At 63.4% G+C, this 17,107-nt stretch carries 10 protein-coding genes; 6 read left to right on the top strand and 4 right to left on the bottom strand.

Annotated elements, in window-relative coordinates; genetic code table 11:
* The first annotated feature begins 79 nt into the window (after positions 1–79).
* The gene (rpoB, locus tag HG262_RS05930; RefSeq protein WP_169270139.1) at positions 80–4,192 is read left to right on the top strand and encodes a DNA-directed RNA polymerase subunit beta; all 4,113 of its coding nucleotides are present in this window, start codon (positions 80–82) and stop codon (positions 4,190–4,192) included.
* Positions 4,192–8,436, top strand: a complete 4,245-nt coding sequence (gene rpoC, locus HG262_RS05925; RefSeq protein WP_169270138.1) for a DNA-directed RNA polymerase subunit beta' — start codon at positions 4,192–4,194, stop codon at positions 8,434–8,436. Before rpoB ends, rpoC begins: the two co-directional genes overlap by 1 nt.
* 127 nt (positions 8,437–8,563) lie before the next feature.
* Here the strand turns inward: rpoC and HG262_RS05920 are convergent, their stop codons facing one another.
* Positions 8,564–8,959 (bottom strand): TssQ family T6SS-associated lipoprotein, encoded by a 396-nt coding sequence (locus tag HG262_RS05920; protein ID WP_169270137.1) that lies wholly within the window; start codon positions 8,957–8,959, stop codon positions 8,564–8,566.
* A gap of 153 nt (positions 8,960–9,112) precedes the next feature.
* Between HG262_RS05920 and HG262_RS05915 the strand changes: the two genes are divergently transcribed.
* Positions 9,113–10,369 (top strand): serine/threonine protein kinase, encoded by a 1,257-nt coding sequence (locus HG262_RS05915; protein WP_169270136.1) that lies wholly within the window; start codon positions 9,113–9,115, stop codon positions 10,367–10,369.
* A gap of 9 nt (positions 10,370–10,378) precedes the next feature.
* Here the strand turns inward: HG262_RS05915 and HG262_RS05910 are convergent, their stop codons facing one another.
* Genes HG262_RS05910 through HG262_RS05900 form a run of 3 tightly spaced genes read right to left on the bottom strand, consistent with a single transcriptional unit; the run spans position 10,379 to position 14,557 of the window.
* Positions 10,379–12,694, bottom strand: coding sequence for a CHASE2 domain-containing protein (locus HG262_RS05910; RefSeq protein ID WP_169270135.1), 2,316 nt, complete (start codon positions 12,692–12,694; stop codon positions 10,379–10,381).
* 10 nt (positions 12,695–12,704) lie between these two features.
* Positions 12,705–13,808 (bottom strand): FecR domain-containing protein, encoded by a 1,104-nt coding sequence (locus HG262_RS05905; protein ID WP_169270134.1) that lies wholly within the window; start codon positions 13,806–13,808, stop codon positions 12,705–12,707.
* A 32-nt stretch (positions 13,809–13,840) separates the two neighbouring features.
* A complete protein-coding gene (locus HG262_RS05900) occupies positions 13,841–14,557 on the bottom strand; it encodes a response regulator transcription factor (protein ID WP_169270133.1) in 717 nt (238 codons plus the stop codon).
* Positions 14,558–14,824: 267 nt separating this feature from the next.
* Between HG262_RS05900 and HG262_RS05895 the strand changes: the two genes are divergently transcribed.
* The 3 genes from HG262_RS05895 to rpsG all read left to right on the top strand — a co-directional run bounded on the left by HG262_RS05895 (position 14,825) and on the right by rpsG (position 17,105).
* Complete coding sequence (locus tag HG262_RS05895) at positions 14,825–15,526, top strand: response regulator transcription factor (RefSeq protein WP_169270132.1); 702 nt, start codon at positions 14,825–14,827, stop codon at positions 15,524–15,526.
* Between the two features lie 564 nt (positions 15,527–16,090).
* Complete coding sequence (gene rpsL / locus HG262_RS05890) at positions 16,091–16,468, top strand: 30S ribosomal protein S12 (RefSeq protein WP_005017264.1); 378 nt, start codon at positions 16,091–16,093, stop codon at positions 16,466–16,468.
* A gap of 166 nt (positions 16,469–16,634) precedes the next feature.
* Entirely contained in the window at positions 16,635–17,105 is a 471-nt protein-coding gene (gene rpsG / locus HG262_RS05885) for a 30S ribosomal protein S7 (protein WP_006216561.1), read from the top strand.
* Positions 17,106–17,107: the final 2 nt, after the last annotated feature.

Below are 17,107 nucleotides of genomic sequence, written 5' to 3'. Positions count from 1 at the left end.
CCTTTTCAGAGGGGTTTCCTGGAGTCGTATCACCTAGGGCCGTGGTTGACGGCCCATGCAACCTCGAGTCGGAGTGCTCATGCCTTACTCGTACACCGAAAAAAAGCGCATCCGCAAAAGCTTCGCCAAGCGTGAAGACGTTCAAAACGTTCCTTTCCTTTTGGCGACACAGCTTCAATCCTACCTAACTTTCCTGCAGGCGGATACCGCCCCGTCCGATCGCGTAGCCGACGGTTTGCAGGCGGCGTTCTCGTCGATTTTCCCGATCGTTAGTCACAACGGTATGGCGCGCTTGGAGTTCGTGAGCTACGTGCTCGGCGAACCGGTGTTCGATGTCAAGGAATGTCAGCAACGTGGCCTGACCTATGCCTCGCCCCTGCGAGCCAAGGTCCGCCTGGTGCTGCTTGACCGCGAAGTCAGCAAGCCGACCGTGAAGGAAGTGAAGGAACAGGAAGTCTACATGGGCGAAATTCCGCTCATGACAGGCACGGGTTCTTTCGTCATCAATGGCACCGAGCGTGTCATCGTGTCGCAGCTGCACCGTTCGCCTGGCGTGTTCTTCGAACACGACCGCGGCAAAACGCACAGCTCCGGCAAGCTCCTGTTCTCGGCCCGCGTGATTCCTTACCGCGGTTCGTGGCTGGACTTCGAATTCGACCCGAAGGACGTCCTGTTCTTCCGCGTCGACCGCCGTCGCAAGATGCCTGTCACGATCCTGTGCAAGGCCATCGGCATGACGCCGGAATCCATCCTGGCCAACTTCTTCGACTTCGATAACTTCGAATTGAAGAGCGAAGGCGCGATGATGGAATTCGTGCCCGAGCGTTGGAAGGGCGAAATGGCCCGTTTCGACATCTCGGACCGCGATGGCAAGGTCATCGTCGAAAAAGACAAGCGCATCAATGCCAAGCATCTGCGCGACCTGGCTGCCGGCGGCATCCAGCGCATCTCCGTGCCGGAAGACTTCCTGTACGGCCGTGTGCTGGCCAAGAACATCGTCGATGAAGATACCGGCGAAGTCATCGCCAACGCCAACGACGAAATCACGGAAAGCGTGCTGGGCGCCCTGCGCGCCTCGAACGTCTACGACATCCAGGCGCTCTACACGAACGACCTGGACCGTGGTCCGTACATCTCGCAAACGCTGCGCACCGATGAAACCGCCGACCAGATGGCCGCGCGTGTTGCCATCTACCGCATGATGCGTCCTGGCGAGCCGCCCACCGAAGAAGCGGTGGAAGCGCTGTTCCAGCGTCTGTTCTACAGCGAAGAGACGTACGACCTGTCGCGCGTCGGCCGCATGAAGGTCAACAGCCGTCTGGGCCGTGGTGAAGACATCACCGGCCCGATGACGCTGACCAACGAAGACATCCTTGAAACCATCAAGGTGCTGGTTGAGCTGCGTAACGGCCGTGGCCAGATCGATGACATCGATCACTTGGGTAACCGCCGCGTGCGTTGCGTGGGCGAACTGGCCGAAAACCAGTTCCGCGCCGGCCTGGTGCGTGTCGAGCGCGCCGTCAAGGAACGTCTGGGCCAGGCCGAGACGGAAAACCTGATGCCGCACGACCTGATCAACTCCAAGCCGATCTCGGCCGCTATCAAGGAGTTCTTCGGTTCGAGCCAGCTGTCGCAGTTCATGGACCAGACCAACCCGCTGTCGGAAATCACGCACAAGCGTCGTGTTTCCGCACTGGGCCCGGGCGGCCTGACCCGCGAGCGCGCCGGCTTCGAAGTCCGCGACGTGCACCCGACCCACTACGGCCGCGTGTGCCCGATCGAAACGCCGGAAGGCCCGAACATCGGCCTGATCAACTCCATGGCGCTGTACGCTCGCTTGAACGAGTACGGCTTCCTGGAAACGCCTTACCGCAAGATTATCGACGGTCGCGTCAGCGAGCAGATCGATTACCTGTCGGCGATCGAAGAAAGCCACTACGTCATCGCGCAGGCTAACGCCGCGCTGGACGAGGAAGGCGCCTTCGTGGACGACCTGGTCGCTTGCCGTGAAGCAGGCGAAACGATGCTGACCTCGCCGGCCAACGTGCACTACATGGACGTTGCCCCGTCGCAGATCGTGTCGGTCGCTGCCTCGCTGATTCCGTTCCTGGAGCACGACGACGCGAACCGCGCACTGATGGGCGCCAACATGCAACGTCAGGCCGTGCCTTGCCTGCGTCCGGAAAAGCCGGTCGTGGGTACGGGTATCGAGCGCACCGTGGCCGTTGACTCGGGCACGACCGTGCAGGCATTGCGTGGCGGCCTGGTCGACCACGTTGACGCCGAGCGCGTCGTGATTCGCGTGAACGACGAAGAAAACGTCGCCGGCGAAGTCGGTGTCGACATCTACAACCTGATCAAGTACACGCGTTCGAACCAGAACACGAACATCAACCAGCGTCCTATCGTCAAGCGTGGCGATAAGGTTGCCAAGGGTGACGTGCTGGCCGATGGCGCATCGACCGACCTGGGCGAACTCGCTCTGGGTCAGAACATGCTGATCGCGTTCATGCCGTGGAACGGCTACAACTTCGAAGACTCGATTTTGATCTCCGAAAAGGTTGTGGCTGATGACCGCTACACCTCGGTGCACATCGAGGAACTGACGGTTGTCGCCCGCGACACGAAGCTGGGTCCGGAAGAAATCACGCGCGACATCAGCAACCTGGCTGAGACGCAACTGAACCGCCTGGACGATTCGGGCATCACGTACATCGGCGCCGAAGTCAGCGCCGACGACGTGCTGGTCGGCAAGGTCACGCCTAAGGGCGAAACCCAGCTGACGCCGGAAGAAAAGCTGCTGCGCGCCATCTTCGGTGAAAAGGCGTCCGACGTTAAGGACACCTCGCTGCGCGTGCCCTCGGGCATGACCGGCACCGTGATCGACGTGCAAGTGTTCACGCGTGAAGGCATCGTGCGCGACAAGCGCGCCCAGTCCATCATCGACGATGAACTGCGCCGCTATCGCCAAGACCTGAACGACCAGCTGCGCATCGTTGAAAACGACCAGTTCGACCGTATCGAAAAGATGCTGGTCAACAAGACCGTCAACGGCGGCCCGCGCAAGCTGGCCAAGGGCGCCACGATCACCAAGGCTTACCTGGCTGATCTGGACCGCTGGCAGTGGTTCGACATCCGTCTGGCCGATGAGCCGCACGCTGTCGTGTTGGAGCAAGCCAAGGAATCGCTGGAGCAGAAGCGTCACCAGTTCGATCTGGCCTTCGAAGAGAAGCGCAAGAAGCTGACGCAAGGCGACGAGCTGCCCCCGGGCGTGCTGAAGATGATCAAGGTCTACCTGGCCGTGAAGCGTCGTCTGCAGCCTGGCGACAAGATGGCAGGCCGTCACGGCAACAAGGGGGTGGTCTCGCGTATCACCCCGGTGGAAGACATGCCGCACATGGCTGACGGCACGCCGGCCGACATCGTTCTGAACCCGCTGGGCGTGCCCTCGCGGATGAACGTCGGCCAGGTGCTGGAAGTGCACTTGGGCTGGGCTGCCAAGGGCGTGGGCCACCGCATTGCCGATCTGCTGCGCGACGAGCGCACTGCGCAGGTCAAGAACGTCCGTGCCTACCTGGACAAGGTCTACAACACGACCGGTTCCGGCGCCCGCATCGACGAGCTGACCGACGAAGAAGTCATGGAAATGGCCCAGAACCTCAAGAACGGCGTGCCGTTCGCGACGCCCGTCTTCGACGGCGCGACCGAAGAGGAAATCACCACGATGCTGGAGCTGGCCTATCCGGACGACGTCGCCGAGCGCATGGCATTGACGCCTTCGCGTACGCAGGCATGGCTGTTCGACGGCCGCACGGGCGAGAAATTCGAGCGCCCCGTGACCGTTGGCTACATGCACTACCTGAAGCTGCACCACTTGGTCGACGACAAGATGCACGCGCGTTCCACCGGTCCGTACTCGCTTGTCACGCAGCAGCCGCTGGGTGGTAAGGCGCAGTTCGGTGGTCAGCGTTTCGGGGAAATGGAAGTGTGGGCGCTGGAAGCATACGGCGCCGCCTACACCCTGCAAGAAATGTTGACGGTGAAGTCGGACGACATCACTGGCCGTACCAAGGTTTACGAAAACATCGTCAAGGGCGACCACGTCATCGACGCCGGCATGCCGGAATCGTTCAACGTGCTGGTTAAGGAAATCCGCTCGTTGGCCCTGGACATGGATTTGGAGCGTAACTAATGAAAGCGCTACTCGACCTATTTAAGCAAGTCTCGCAAGACGAGCAATTCGATGCCATCAAGATCGGCATCGCCTCGCCCGAGAAGATCCGTTCGTGGTCTTACGGCGAAGTTCGCAAGCCCGAGACCATCAACTACCGCACGTTCAAGCCTGAGCGCGACGGCCTGTTCTGCTCGAAGATCTTTGGCCCGATCAAGGACTACGAGTGCTTGTGCGGCAAGTACAAGCGCTTGAAGCACCGTGGCGTGATCTGCGAGAAGTGCGGCGTTGAAGTCACCGTCGCCAAGGTTCGTCGTGAACGCATGGGCCACATCGAGCTGGCCAGCCCCGTCGCGCACATCTGGTTCCTGAAGAGCCTGCCGTCGCGTCTGGGCATGGTGCTCGACATGACCCTGCGCGACATCGAACGCGTCCTGTACTTCGAAGCCTGGTGCGTGATCGAACCTGGCATGACGCCGCTCAAGCGCGGCCAGATCATGTCGGATGACGATTTCCTTGCCAAGACCGAAGAGTACGGCGACGACTTCCGTGCCCTGATGGGCGCGGAAGCCGTGCGCGAACTGCTGCGCACCATCGACATCGACCGCGAAGTGGAAACGCTGCGCGGCGAACTGAAGGCCACCAGCTCGGAAGCCAAGATCAAGAAGATCTCCAAGCGCCTGAAGGTGCTGGAAGGCTTCCAGAAGTCGGGCATCAAGGCCGAGTGGATGGTCATGGAAGTGCTGCCCGTGCTGCCGCCGGACCTGCGTCCGCTGGTGCCGCTGGACGGCGGCCGCTTCGCGACCTCCGACCTGAACGACCTGTACCGCCGCGTCATCAACCGCAACAACCGCTTGAAGCGCCTTCTGGAGCTCAAGGCGCCGGAAATCATCCTGCGCAACGAAAAGCGGATGCTGCAGGAAGCTGTTGACTCGCTGCTGGACAACGGTCGCCGCGGCAAGGCCATGACGGGCGCCAACAAGCGCCAGCTGAAGTCCCTGGCCGACATGATCAAGGGCAAGAGCGGTCGTTTCCGTCAGAACCTGCTGGGCAAGCGCGTCGACTACTCGGGCCGTTCGGTCATCGTGGTGGGTCCGCAGCTCAAGCTGCACCAGTGCGGCCTGCCCAAGCTGATGGCCCTGGAACTGTTCAAGCCGTTCATCTTCAATCGTCTGGAGATGATGGGCCTGGCCACGACCATCAAGGCTGCCAAGAAGCTGGTGGAAAGCCAGGAACCGGTGGTCTGGGACATCCTGGAAGAAGTCATCCGCGAACACCCGGTCATGCTGAACCGTGCGCCCACGCTGCACCGTTTGGGCATCCAGGCGTTCGAGCCGGTCCTGATCGAAGGCAAGGCCATCCAGCTGCACCCGCTGGTTTGCGCGGCGTTCAACGCCGACTTCGACGGTGACCAGATGGCTGTCCACGTGCCGCTGTCGCTGGAAGCCCAGCTGGAAGCGCGTACGCTGATGCTGGCGTCGAACAACGTGCTGTTCCCGGCCAACGGCGAACCGTCGATCGTGCCGTCCCAGGATATCGTGCTGGGTCTGTACTACACGACGCGTGAGCGCATCAACGGCCGCGGCGAAGGCATTTTCTTCACCGACGTCGCTGAAGTGCAACGCGCCTACGACAACGGTGAAGTCGAGCTGCAATCCCGCGTGACCGTGCGTCTGAAAGAGCACGAGCGCGACGAGGCTGGCGAATGGCAACCCGTGATCCGCCGTCATGAAACGACGGTCGGCCGCGCGCTGCTGTCCGAGATCCTGCCGAAGGGCCTGCCCTTCACGGTCCTGAACAAGGCCCTGAAGAAGAAAGAAATTTCGCGCCTGATCAACCAGTCGTTCCGCCGTTGCGGCCTGCGCGACACGGTGATTTTTGCCGACAAGCTGATGCAGTCCGGTTTCAAGCTGGCCACGCGCGGCGGTATCTCGATCGCCATGGGCGACATGCTGATCCCGACCGCCAAGGAAGGCATCCTGGCTGAAGCCAGCCGCGAAGTGAAGGAAATCGACAAGCAGTACTCGTCGGGTCTGGTCACGTCCCAAGAACGCTACAACAACGTGGTGGACATCTGGGGCAAGGCTGGCGACAAGGTCGGCAAGGCGATGATGGAACAACTGGCTACCGAGCCGGTTGTGAACCGTCACGGCGAAGAAGTGCGCCAGGAATCGTTTAACTCGATCTACATGATGGCTGACTCGGGCGCCCGTGGTTCGGCTGCCCAGATCCGCCAGCTGGCCGGTATGCGCGGCCTGATGGCCAAGCCGGACGGCTCGATTATCGAAACGCCCATTACCGCGAACTTCCGTGAAGGTCTGAACGTGCTTCAGTACTTCATCTCGACTCACGGTGCGCGTAAGGGTCTGGCCGATACGGCACTGAAGACCGCGAACTCGGGCTACCTGACCCGTCGTCTGGTCGACGTGACGCAAGACTTGGTGATCACCGAGGACGATTGCGGTACGTCGCTGGGCTACAACATGAAGGCCCTGGTGGAAGGTGGTGAAGTCATCGAACCGCTGCGCGACCGCATCCTGGGTCGTGTTGCCGCCGTGGACATCATCAACCCGGACACGCAGGAAACGGCCATCGTCGCCGGCACCCTGCTGGACGAAGACCTGGTCGACACCATCGACCGCATCGGCGTGGACGAAGTCAAGGTCCGCACCCCGCTGACGTGCGAAACGCGTCACGGTCTGTGCGCACACTGCTACGGCCGTGACCTGGGTCGCGGTTCGCCGGTCAACCAGGGCGAGGCAGTTGGCGTTATCGCTGCCCAGTCCATCGGTGAACCGGGCACGCAGCTTACGATGCGTACGTTCCACATCGGTGGCGCGGCATCGCGTTCGGCCCTGGCCAGCGCGGTGGAAACCAAGTCCAGCGGTCTGGTCGGTTTTGCCAGCACGATGCGCTATGTCACGAACGCCAAGGGCGAACGTGTGGCGATCTCGCGCTCCGGCGAACTGGCGATCTTCGACGACAACGGCCGCGAACGCGAACGCCACAAGATCCCGTACGGCGCGACCGTGCTGGTGGGCGATGGCGAAGCCGTGAAGGCGGGTGCGCGTCTGGCGACGTGGGATCCGCTGACCCGTCCGATCGTGTCGGAATACGGCGGTGCCGTCCGCTTCGAGAACATCGAAGAAGGCGTGACCGTTGCCAAGCAGGTGGACGAAGTCACCGGCCTGTCGACGCTCGTCGTCATCACGCCGAAGACCCGTGGCGGCAAGATCGTCATGCGTCCGCAGATCAAGCTGGTCAACGAGAACGGCGAAGACGTCAAGATCGCCGGCACCGATCACTCGGTGAACATCTCGTTCCCGGTGGGCGCGCTGATTACCGTGCGCGACGGCCAGCAGGTTGCCGTGGGTGAAGTCCTGGCGCGTATTCCGCAAGAATCGCAAAAGACCCGCGACATTACCGGCGGTCTGCCGCGTGTGGCCGAACTGTTCGAAGCCCGTTCGCCGAAGGACGCCGGCATGCTCGCCGACGTCACCGGTACGGTGTCGTTCGGTAAGGACACCAAGGGCAAGCAGCGTCTGGTCATCACCGACCTGGAAGGCGTGAGCCACGAGTTCCTGATTCCGAAGGAAAAGCAGGTTCTGGTGCACGACGGCCAAGTGGTGAACAAGGGCGAAATGATCGTGGACGGCCCGGCCGATCCCCACGACATCCTGCGCTTGCAAGGCATCGAGAAGCTGGCGACCTACATCGTCGACGAAGTGCAGGACGTGTACCGTCTGCAAGGCGTGAAGATCAACGACAAGCACATCGAAGTGATTGTTCGTCAGATGCTGCGCCGCGTGAACATCGTCGATGCTGGCGATACCGAGTTCATCCCGGGCGAGCAGGTCGAGCGCTCCGAACTGCTGAACGCCAACGATCGCATGGCAGCCGAAGAGCGTATCCCGGCAACCTACGACAACGTGCTGCTGGGTATCACGAAGGCCTCGCTGTCGACCGACTCGTTCATCTCGGCCGCTTCGTTCCAGGAAACCACTCGTGTCCTGACCGAAGCCGCCATCATGGGCAAGCGCGACGACCTGCGTGGCTTGAAGGAAAACGTCATCGTCGGCCGCCTCATCCCGGCGGGTACCGGCTTGGCTTACCACCATGCACGCCGCGACAAGGAAGAGCTGGAGGCGGCGGAACGCGAAGCCGCTCGCCAGCAGGCCAACCCGTTCGAAGACTCGCCGGTCACGGTGGGTGCGGACGCGGAAAGCCCGGCCGCCGATATCGGCACCGAGGACGCCGCCGAATAAGCGGAACCCCCGGCAGTCCCCCGCGCGCCGTCCCGGCGCGGGGGCTGAAAACAAGAAGGCCGCTGATGCGAATCAGCGGCCTTTTTCTTTCTTGCGCGGCTGGCAAGCCGCAGGAGCCGGGATGCGGCTACTTTCCGGCTTGCGCTCGCGCGCGCTGGAAGGCCGGCCCCCAGGACGGGTGTCCGGCTTCGTTCGGGGCTAGTTCGAAAGCAGGATCCAGCGCCAGGATCCGGGCGAAGCTGTCTTCGCACAATTGGGCGTAACGGGTGACGCAATAGCTGAATGCCTGCAGCTTGTAGGCCTCGACGCGCACAGCGCGGGGCGAGGTCGCCAAGGCGTCGGAAGTGGCGACGCCGCGGATGACTTCGCCATATCTGCCGGCGCCATAGGCATCGCGGATTTGTTGCAATTGCGACAATGCCTCGGGGGTGGCCGGGGCTTCGGGTGGGCCGGACGGGATCCCGGCGCAGCCCGCCAGCATCAACGACGCGCCGAGCAGACTGCTCAGAAAGCGGATTTTCATAGCTTGAAAGGGGAGTAGGGGTATTAGGCGGTACGCTATCGTGCCACAGCCTGATGCGCTCGGACATTTTCGGCAATGTCCTGCTGTTGCGGATTGGATAATATTCAGGCTATTCAACCTTTGCACACTACGCGCATGAGCGCAATTCCGATAATGCCTTCGTCCACCGGCCTCCTGACGCCGCGTGGCCCCTTTTCCGGCGCTGCGCCGCTTGCCCTGCGCCCTTTGAGCGCGATCGCCGCCAGCACGGCGGGAGGCGTGCCGGAAACGCGTATCAAGCGGCTCTTGTCGGATCTGCTGCCGTCGCTGATCGCCCTGCATGCGCAAGGCGAGATCTGTGGCGATATCTCGCTGGAAACGGTGGGCATGGACGAGGGCGCGCGCGCCCATTTGCTGCCAGAACTTGTCGTGGCGCGCTCGCGCCGCGCCAGCCGGAGCCCGACCCCGGGCTTTGCGCCGTTCGAACTGTATTCCGACTCCATGGAATGGCCACGCGGCCCCTGGAGCGACGTCTACGCCTTGTGCGCCGTGATGCATGCCCTGGTGACTGGCCATCGTCCGCCGCCCGCGCCGGAACGCCGCGCCACGGACACCTACGAACCGTTGGCTTCCCAAGGTTTTTCCAAGTACAGCCCCGATTTCCTTGCCGTCATTGACACGGGTCTTGCCATGGCGCCCGCGGACCGGCCACAGACGCTGGCGGAACTGGCCGCCTTGCTGGGCGTGGCGGCATACATTGAACCGGCACCGGCGCAAGCCGACTCCGGGGCGGGCGCCGCCTATGTGCCGCCGCCCTCGGCCCCGGCGGCCAAGCCGGCCAGTCGCCGCCGCCCAGTGTTGGGCCTGCTGTGCGTCGCCGCGCTGATCGGCATGGGCATGTATGCCTGGGTCCATTGGGGCATGGGGACGCCGCATACCCTGATCACGAGTTCGGAATTGGTCCAGCCCAACCCGCCTGCGGTTCATCCGCTCCCGCAAGCGAACTTGCCGCCTGTGGCGTCGACGCCGCCGCTGCCGACCGCGCAATGGCAACCCCCGGCGCCGACGGCGCCCCAGCCGGAACAGGCGCCGGCCACAAAGGATCCCAGCGTGGCGGAGCCTCCTCCCGCCGCATCGGTGCAAGCACCGGCTCCTGCCACCGAAGCGCCGGCCGTTGCGGCGCCGTCCACCGACGAAGCGCCCAAGCCCAAGCCATTGGCGGTTCCCGTGACGGTGCGCCTGGACATCCGCCCTTGGGGCGAGGTGTGGATCAACGGCATCGCACGCGGCATCAGCCCGCCCGTCAAAGAGCTGCGGCTGATACCCGGGAAGTACCAGGTGGTGCTGCGCAATGCGGACTTGCCGCCATACCGGGGCACCCTGGAAATCAAGGCCGGCAAGCCCGGCGTGATCTCGCACACCTTCCAGTAGGCGCTGGCGCTACGGGGCTTCGGGCGCTGCGGGCAGGCGCAAGGTGAATACCGAACCGGTGCCCAGTTCGCTCGCAACCTCGACCGATCCGCCATGGCGCTCGGCCACCGTGCGCACGAAGGCCAGGCCCAGGCCTGCACCGCCTACGTCACCGCGCGTTTCGACGCCGATCCGCGAGAAGGGTTCGAACAAGCGGGCCAGATCCGTTTCGGCGATACCTTGGCCCTGATCGCGGATAGCCACCCGCCAGAAGCCGGGCTCTTCGTCAATGCCGCATTCGATCCGTGTCTGCGCGGGGCTGTATTTGATGGCGTTGTCGATCAGGTTGCACAGCGCGCGCATCAACAGCGTCTGGTCGCCGCGGGTGTAGGCGGCGGGCAACGGCATGCGCAGGTCCAGCGCGATGCCGCGCTTGTGGGCGGATGCCCAGAATTCGTCGACGCCGTCCTGCAGCAGGCTGCCCAGGTCCAGTTCCACGGCGCTGATCGTCATGGACTCGGCCCGCGTCAGATGCACGAAGTCGTCGACCAGATGCAGGGTGCGATTAGCCAGCGTGGCGATGCGGGCCAGGGTATCGCCCTGGCCGTCCTGCGCACCGTCCTCCTGCTTCATCTCCACCAGCGCCAGGATGGAGCTTTGCGGCGCGCGCATGTCATGCGAGATGAAGCGCAGGGTCTCTTCCCGCTGCCGCTCTGCCTGGCGGATGCGCGAGATATCGGTCAGCGTGGCGACGGTGCCGGCGAAGTTGCCTTCGGCGGTATGGATGGGGGCGCATTTCAGGATCAGGTCGCGGCCGGCGTAATCGCGCACTTCCAAGTCGGCGCTCCAAGGCGATGTCGCGTCCGCGGGACGTTGCCCGCTTAGCGCCTCCGCCACGCGCTGCCGGGTGGCGTCGTCGGAAATGGTCTTCTCAAGCAGGTGCGTGGCAGGGTGGCCGACGCGCGGCGGCCGCATACCCAGACGCTGGAAGTACATGACGGCGGCCTGATTGCGGAATTGCATGCGGCCTTCCTGATCGAAGACGAGCGTGGCGTCGGGCATGCCGTCGAGCCCGTCAGCCAGGAAGCGCCGCAGGTTGCGCACGCGTGCCAGTGCGCGCCGCAATTCACCCACCCGGCTTTCAAGCGAGGCGTTAGGGCCGGCGAGCTGGGCGCGGGCCTCGTTCAACACCGGCGGGTACTCGCGCTGCAGCCGGCGCAGTTCGTTGTCCATGTAGCGCAGGGCCGCTTCCTGGCTTCGCCAGCTCCAGAGCGGGTAGCAGAGTGTCACCCCCAGCAGGGCGGCAGTGGGCGCAAACCACAGATTGGCGTGGGCCAGCAGCATCCAGGAGGCCAGCAGAATGCCCGCGATCAAGGCGACGCTGACCAGCAGCGCGCGTTTGGGCGATAGCCGCCACAAGGCCAGGCAGGCCAGCAGCACAGGCAGGGCGGAGAACACCGCGTTCCAGGCGGCCGCCGGCCGCTGGTACGAAATGCCGTCGCGCGCCGCTTGCAGCACGTTGGCGATGATCTCCACGCCGGACATGCCGGCGAGGTCATGCGAGACCGGCGTGGGGTAGGCGTCGCCCAGGCCGGTGGCCCAGGCGCCGACCAGCACGTATTTGCCGCGTAATTCGTCGGGCGACACGTCGCCGCGCAGCACCGACAGGTACGAGACGCTGCGCATGTGGGCCGTGGAGCCGGCGTAGGGAATCAGGATGCTGCCGTCGGGGCCCGCCTGTTGCAGCAGCTGTTGCGCTTTCTCGGGCTGGCCGCCGACCTCGAGCATGGACAGGGCAAGATGGAAGCGGCGTTTGCCCGCGAATTCCATCGCCGGCGTCGCTTCGCGCACGACGCCGTCGGAATCGACACGGGCGTTGATGAAGCCACTGGATGCGGCCGCTTGCGCCAGGATGGGGATGGGGGAGGCCATGGACGACGGGTTGGACAGACGGTCCAGCACGACCGGCAAGACGGTGTGGCCATTGCGGCGGATGCTGTCGGCCAGGATGCGGTCGTCGTTGGGGTTGACGGTGTCGCTTTCCGCGAAGATCAGGTCCAACCCGACGGCGCGGACGCCTTGCAGGCGGTCCAGCAGCGCCGCATGGATCGCACGCCGCCACGGCCATCGCCCCAGCGTATCGATGCTGGCGTCGTCAATGGCGACGATCAGGATGTCGGGGTCGGCCGCGCGGCCGGTCAGCGCCGCGACACGGTCATAGAGGATCTGATCGACCCGGCCCAGGCCATTGAGGGAACCCAGCACGGCCGCCAGCACCGCCAGCACTATCGTCAACCACAGCCCTGAGCGCGAGGTCCGGTCAACGGTGTCGGCGGCGTCAGCCATGAGGCGGGCTCTAGTATTCGGTCAGTATGACGGGGTCGCCCGACCCGCTGCCGACACCCAGGCCATAGGAGGTCATCAGTTGGTTTGCGCCTTCGAACGTCGCCACCGCATCCTGACCGCTAAGGCCGAGGTCGTCGACGGCGCGTACCGACACGTAGTAGGTGCCGGGGCCGGGCGCGGTGAAGCGAATGGCGTTCGTGGGGAAGGCGGTCGAGGACACGGGCAGCGCGCCGTCCGCGTCGCGCGACACGCGCACCAGATAGCTCTGCGCACCGGCTACGGGGGCGAAGGTGGTGGTCCAGGCGCCGCCCGAACGTGCGGGGGCGGAGAGTTGCGGGGCGGCCAGCAGTTCGCGCACGCCCGATACGCTGCCGTCGTTGCGCACGGCCGCGCCATAGCCGCGCGCGACCGAAACCGGCTTGGCGGGCGCTGTTCCGGGCGCATGTGGCTGCAGGCGCACACTGCCTTCCAGCACTTCGCTCTGCACGCCGCCAGCGCCACTTTGCACGCGGAAACGCGTGCCGCGCACACCGGTGACGGCGACGGGGGTACGGACTTCAAAGCGGCCGACGCCCTGCCCGGTGGGCGCGACGGTCGATTCAACGCTGCCGCGCTGCACATGGATGACAGAGTCCGTCAGCGCGGTGCCTTCGAATTGGCGCAGGCGCGCCAGCTCGACCGACCCGCCGGCGGGCAAGGTGAGCTTGGATCCGTCGGCCAGCTCCAGCGTGACGAAGCCATTGGGCGCCGTCACCACCGTGCTGCCTTCGGACAGGCTCTGGCCCTGCTGCAGGGGCTTGCCGTTCGTCTTGGCCTGGCCACTGACGTGCAGCACGCGCGCCTCGGCGGCACGTTCCGGGATCATCGCCAGCGGAATACGCAACTCCAGTCCGATGGGCAGCAGTTCCGGCGTGACGACTTTGTTCAGCGTCTGCAGCGGCACCCAGTTGGCCTGGTTGCGCGTGTATTGCGTGGCCAGGTTGATCAAGGTGTCGCCCTGGCGGACGCGATAGATGAAATCGTCGCCCAGGGCGCCCGCGGGCTGACCAAGGACAGGGGCCGTCAGCGCACAAGAAAGCAAGACAAGCAAAGAAAGCGCGCGGCAGCGGCTCATAGCGATCAGTTCTCCAGGGGGCGCGCAGGCGTCTACGACGGGCTCGCCGGGTTGTCTTCCGACGCACCGGTCAGTTCCAGGCGGTAGCCCAGGGCGTAGGAAGAGGTAAGGCGCACACCGTTCTCAGGGCGAAGCTGAAGCTTCTGCCGGATGTTCGACAAGTGCGTATCCAGCGTGCGCGAGGTCGCGGGGATTTCCCGGTTCCAGACGCACTCCGCCAGGACGTCGCGCGACATCAGGCGGCCTTGGTTGCGGAAGAACAGCAGCGCCAGTTCGAATTCCTTCGGCGCCAGGCTCACCGCGGTGCCGTTCAGCGAGATGACGCGCGCTGCCGGTTCGACGCGGTAGTTGGCCACGTCGAAGGAATCGTTGGCGGGTTCGGCGATCTGGCTGCGGCGCAGCAACGCCGCCACGCGGGCCAGCAATTCCAGCGGCCGCAAAGGCTTGACGATGTAGTCGTCGGCGCCGGCGCGCAGGCCTTCCACCAGATCATCTTCGCTGGACCGGTTCGTCAGGAAAATGACGGGCACGCGCGGGCCGATATTGGCGCGCAGCCAGCGCACCACATCGTCGCCGTCGATATCGGGCAAATGCCAGTCCAGCAGCACCAGATCGAAGCTTTCAGTGCGCAATGCGGCCAACAGCTCACGGCTTTGGTGATAGCTGGTGCAGGTATATCCCGCGGCGGTCAGCACTTGCTGGATTCGCCGGGCTTGATCGAGGTCGTCTTCCAGCGACGCGATTTTCATCAAACGTGTTCTCGCGAAGGCTTGCCACGCAAGCGCGCCCAATGGCGCCCTACTGCAAGAGGGTGAGCGAATTTGTGTAATCGAATGATAACTCGGGCGGCGCCAGGGCTGGCTACGTTGTGGAAAGAACTGTCAAACATTGCAAAGTTGACGAATCTTGACTGGAGTTGTTGCGTAACAAGACGCCACACTGTCTCAATCGCCCCACGTCTAGCTGTCACATTTCAGCAATACGGAGCGATTTCGGGTTAGAGGTGGAAATTAGCTATGAATCAATTGCGCATACTTATGATGTCGCCGGACGAGGTGGCCCGTAACGCCGCCGTGTCCGCGCTGTTGCAGGCCGGGATCTCGGCGCGCGGCTGCTCGACGTCTCTTGAACTGTTCGGATTGCTCAATAGCGGTATCTACGATGCCGTCGTCCTGGATGTCGGGACGCTGGGTGAAATCGGCTACGCCCTGGTCGCGCGGCTGCATGGCTCGTCCCCTATGGGGATCGTGGTCTCCGGCCGCGGGATGTCCGTGGACAGCCGGCTGCGTTGCCTGCAAAGCGGCGCGGACGCTTGTCTGACCGATCCCCAGGATCCGCGTGAGCTCGCTTGCATCCTGCTGGCGTTGGCCCGTCGTCTGCCCGCTGGTCAGGAGAACCCCGTCTCGGACGATACGGTTAATGGCCAATGGGAATTGCGGGATCAGGGCTGGACGCTGGTCGCGCCGTCGGGCGCCGCTATTTCGCTTTCGGCCAACGAGCGGCTGATCGTGCGGTCGCTGCTGGAAGTGGCGGGCAGGGCGGTGGGGCGCTCCGAACTGGGCGACGAACTTCGCGTGGAAGGGGGCGGAATGCGCGCCAGCGGGTCGCGCAGCATCGACGTGATCGTCAGCCGGCTGCGCCGCAAGGCGGAATTGGCCGGCGTCATGCTGCCGATCCGCACGGTCTACGGCAGCGGTTACCTATTCGCCGACCAATAGGCCTGCGGGGGCAGGTAAACTGCTAGCGTACGTGCTCATGCGCGTGGCGAAGGCGCCTCTGTCTGCTTGGGGTTTACCCAGGCGATCCGGCCGATTCCAGGCCGGATCGGGCCTTGCTCAGGCCCAGTGGCCGTCCAGGATTTGTCGGGTACGTGACCCCATTTTTCACGACCCGCGCCGAAACCGTTGTCTTTGCGCCGCCATTTCATCGCCGGCGCGCCGCGCTGCGGCATTTACAAATTTCTTTGACAGTATCCCTTGATCTCAGTTATGCTAAAGGGCTTACTGCTTTATTTCGCGCGCAAAATCTGTACGCTAAAGGGTAAACAGTCCAGGGTCTGAAATCAAGGTGCGTCACGAGCCATTTGATTTTGGGTCCATCAGTCCGACTGCCCCCGAGGCATCCAGTTTTGTGCGTTTGTCATAGTTTGTTGGCAAGCCCGCTCTTTTACGTATATGAACGTTTGAGGCGGTTTTGCGCGAACTGCCTTCTCCGAAAGACACTCTTGAGGAGACGAGTACGTAAGTACTTACCAGTGGTACGTAAAAGGGATTTCAAAGGTCATGCCTACCATTAGCCAACTCGTGCGCAAGCCGCGCGAAGTCAGCATCATCAAAAGCAAGAGCCCCGCGCTCGAAAACTGCCCGCAACGCCGCGGCGTGTGCACTCGCGTGTACACCACCACCCCCAAGAAGCCGAACTCCGCTCTGCGCAAGGTTGCCAAAGTGCGTCTGACCAACGGTTACGAAGTCATTTCGTACATCGGCGGTGAAGGCCACAACCTGCAAGAGCACTCGGTGGTTCTGGTGCGTGGCGGTCGTGTGAAGGACTTGCCCGGTGTGCGTTATCACATCGTGCGCGGTTCCCTCGACCTGCAAGGCGTCAAGGATCGTAAGCAAGCCCGCTCGAAGTACGGCGCCAAGCGCCCGAAGAAGGCTTAATAACGAGTCAGCAGTACCCCCGCGTGGCGGAAGTCCGTCACTAGGGAAGTGCGACCGCGCCCTCCGGTTTCTGGGATGGAGCGCGGCACGTAAGGGGTCGTCCCAATGGACGGCCATGGCCGTGTAATGAAACACGGTTCAACTGAACAGACACAAGGAAGCAACAATGCCCCGTCGTCGCGAAGTACCCAAGCGCGAGATTCTGCCCGATCCCAAGTTCGGCAGCGTCGAACTCGCCAAGTTCATGAACGTCGTCATGCTGGACGGCAAGAAGGCCGTCGCCGAGCGCATCGTTTACGGTGCCCTCGAGCAAGTGCAAACCAAGACCGGCAAAGAGCCGATCGAAGTTTTCAGCCTGGCGATCAACAACATCAAGCCGATCGTCGAAGTGAAGAGCCGCCGCGTTGGCGGTGCCAACTACCAAGTGCCGGTTGAAGTGCGCCCCGTGCGCCGCCTGGCCCTGGCTATGCGTTGGCTCCGTGAAGCCGCTAAGAAGCGTGGCGAGAAGTCGATGGATCTGCGTCTTGCTGGCGAACTGATCGACGCCTCCGAAGGTCGTGGCGCCGCGATGAAGAAGCGCGAAGACACGCACAAGATGGCAGAGGCCAACAAGGCCTTCAGCCATTTCCGCTGGTAATT

It is taken from the genome of Achromobacter sp. Bel (genome assembly GCF_012928505.1).
GTDB lineage: Bacteria > Pseudomonadota > Gammaproteobacteria > Burkholderiales > Burkholderiaceae_B > Achromobacter.
The sequence above is the reverse complement of the archived record's forward strand: the minus strand, read 5'-3'. Positions and strand labels throughout refer to the sequence as shown.

Excerpts from the sequence above, each read along its gene's own strand:
- rpoB (WP_169270139.1), top strand. The coding sequence starts at position 80 with ATGCCTTACTCGTACACCGAAAAAAAGCGCATCCGCAAAAGCTTCGCC.
- rpoC (WP_169270138.1), top strand. The coding sequence starts at position 4,192 with ATGAAAGCGCTACTCGACCTATTTAAGCAAGTCTCGCAAGACGAGCAA.
- HG262_RS05920 (WP_169270137.1), bottom strand. The coding sequence starts at position 8,959 with ATGAAAATCCGCTTTCTGAGCAGTCTGCTCGGCGCGTCGTTGATGCTG.
- HG262_RS05915 (WP_169270136.1), top strand. The coding sequence starts at position 9,113 with ATGCCTTCGTCCACCGGCCTCCTGACGCCGCGTGGCCCCTTTTCCGGC.
- HG262_RS05910 (WP_169270135.1), bottom strand. The coding sequence starts at position 12,694 with ATGGCTGACGCCGCCGACACCGTTGACCGGACCTCGCGCTCAGGGCTG.
- HG262_RS05905 (WP_169270134.1), bottom strand. The coding sequence starts at position 13,808 with ATGAGCCGCTGCCGCGCGCTTTCTTTGCTTGTCTTGCTTTCTTGTGCG.
- HG262_RS05900 (WP_169270133.1), bottom strand. The coding sequence starts at position 14,557 with ATGAAAATCGCGTCGCTGGAAGACGACCTCGATCAAGCCCGGCGAATC.
- HG262_RS05895 (WP_169270132.1), top strand. The coding sequence starts at position 14,825 with ATGAATCAATTGCGCATACTTATGATGTCGCCGGACGAGGTGGCCCGT.
- rpsL (WP_005017264.1), top strand. The coding sequence starts at position 16,091 with ATGCCTACCATTAGCCAACTCGTGCGCAAGCCGCGCGAAGTCAGCATC.
- rpsG (WP_006216561.1), top strand. The coding sequence starts at position 16,635 with ATGCCCCGTCGTCGCGAAGTACCCAAGCGCGAGATTCTGCCCGATCCC.